The sequence below is a fragment of the Paraburkholderia sp. SIMBA_053 genome (assembly GCF_046534895.1).
Lineage (GTDB): Bacteria > Pseudomonadota > Gammaproteobacteria > Burkholderiales > Burkholderiaceae > Paraburkholderia > Paraburkholderia caledonica.
On sequence record NZ_JAWRXU010000033.1, the window covers coordinates 1 to 2,023 of the forward strand.

The 2,023-nt window shown below is 58.2% G+C and carries 2 protein-coding genes; both read left to right on the forward strand.

Going from position 1 to position 2,023, the window contains the following annotated elements; all coding sequences use genetic code 11:
- The first annotated feature begins 86 nt into the window (after positions 1 to 86).
- On the forward strand, positions 87 to 1,133 hold the full coding sequence (gene istA / locus SB753_RS34305; protein WP_408493525.1) for an IS21 family transposase: 1,047 nt from the start codon (positions 87 to 89) through the stop codon (positions 1,131 to 1,133).
- Positions 1,130 to 1,948, forward strand: coding sequence for an IS21-like element helper ATPase IstB (gene istB / locus SB753_RS34310; protein ID WP_020070523.1), 819 nt, complete (start codon positions 1,130 to 1,132; stop codon positions 1,946 to 1,948). The genes istA and istB overlap by 4 nt, the downstream gene beginning before the upstream one ends.
- Positions 1,949 to 2,023: the final 75 nt, after the last annotated feature.

Consider the following 2,023-nt stretch of genomic DNA (forward strand, 5'->3'; position numbering starts at 1 on the left):
TGTCATCGGCACCTGTAAATTGATACACGTCGGCACTGAGGAATTGATACACCTCGACGAAGGGATAATGGCCGCTTTGAGCGGCGATGATCTCGTACGAGGGATACATGCAGATCAGGATATTGCACAAGCAGGGCAAGAGCCTGCGTGCCATTGCTTGTGAGGTTGGCTGCTCCGTCAACACTGTGCGGAAGTATCTGGCGACGCAGGATGCGCCGACGTTTCGGCCCGCGGCGACTCCGCGCGAGTCGATACTGAAACCGTTCGAAGCCTATCTTCGGGAACGGATCGCGTCAGCGGCACCGGACTGGATTCCAGCGACAGTTCTGTGGCGCGAGATTCAGTCGAAGGGATTCGATGGCGGCGAGAGAATCGTGCGCAAGTTCGTTGCCACATTGAGGCCTGTACCGGCGCCCGATCCTTTGGTGCGATTCGAGACTGCTGCGGGCGATCAGATGCAGGTCGACTGGGTCGAGTTCCGCAGACGCAAAGGAGCGAATCTGTTCGCATTCGTAGCCACTCTTGGCTATAGCCGTGCGACCTACGTCGAATTCGTTTCCGACATGCGGCTCGATACTTTGCTGAGGTGTCACGTCAACTGTTTCAACTGGTTCGGCGGTGTGCCACGCCGTGCGCTGTACGACAATATGAAGACCGTGGTCATTGAGCGGGATGCATACGGTCCGAAGCAGCACCGCTTCCAGCCGGGGTTTCTCGACTTCGCGCGACACTACGGGTTTCGGCCTGAGCTTTGTCGGCCCTATCGTGCGAAGACCAAAGGCAAGGTCGAACGGATGAACGGATATTTGCGCCGCAGTTTCTACGTTCCGTTGGCCGCTCAGTTCAAGGCGGCCAACGTCGAACTGGACGTGGCGACCGCCAACACTGAAGTCTGGCGTTGGCTACGCGAAGTTGCGCATGTCCGCATACATGGAACGACCCGCTTGAAGCCAGGCGAGCAACTGCTTATTGAGCAGAAGGCCTTGCAGAGCGTACCGCCACCGTATCCGGCGCTGTTGCCAGCAACGACACCAGCAAGCGGACAAGAGTTGCGCGAGCGATTCCACGACTGGCTGTCTCCGCTACAGCACCCGCTGTCGGTGTACGACCAGCTGATTCAGGTTGCCGCATGAACATCGCACACGAACGCGTGGCGCAGCTATGCGCCCAACTGAAGCTCACGACCATCGCGGACGCGTTGCCACACCTGGCGCAAAAGGCGATCGCCGACGAGGTGAACCTGACAGAGTTTCTCGAATCGGTACTAAAGGCCGAGCACACAGCACGGCTCGTCAGACAGCGCGCGACGTTTGCACGCCTGGCAGGCTTCCCGACGATCAAGACCCTCGACGGCTTCGACTTCGCAGCAGCCAGCGGTGTGCCCAGATCTCAGGTCCAGGAGCTGGCAAGTCTGACGTTTCTGGAGCGAAACGAGAACGTCGTATTACTCGGACCGAGTGGCACAGGCAAAACGCACATTGCAATGGCACTTGGTTATGCAGCAACGCAAGCGGGGATCAAGGTGCGCTTCATCACCGCAGCGGACCTGCTGATGATACTGACCACGGCACATCGACAGAACCAGCTGGGAGACGCGCTAAAACGATTCGTCAACCCGTACAGGCTGTTGATCATCGATGAGATCGGATACCTGCCGATGAGCCGTGAGCAGGCCAACCTGTTCTTCCAGGTGATCGCCAAACGATACGAGCGTGGCAGTCTGATCGTGACCAGCAACCTTCCGTTCGGGCAGTGGGACCAGACGTTCGCCGATGACGCAACGCTCACTGCTGCCATGCTCGACCGGCTATTGCATCACGCTCACGTCGTGGCGATCCAGGGCGAGAGCTATCGACTACGCGACAAGCGGCGCGCCGGACTGGTCATGAAGAGATCGACTACAACAAAGGAGAACGCCGCCAACGGAATGCGGTCGGCACCGCAATAACACTACAACCCGGTGTATCAAATCTGAAGTGCCGATGCCGACAGAAACTGTATCAATTCCTGAGTGCCGTTGACA

Bases quoted from the DNA above. Each gene is read 5' to 3' on its own strand.
- istA (WP_408493525.1), top strand. From the start codon at position 87: ATGATCTCGTACGAGGGATACATGCAGATCAGGATATTGCACAAGCAG.
- istB (WP_020070523.1), top strand. From the start codon at position 1,130: ATGAACATCGCACACGAACGCGTGGCGCAGCTATGCGCCCAACTGAAG.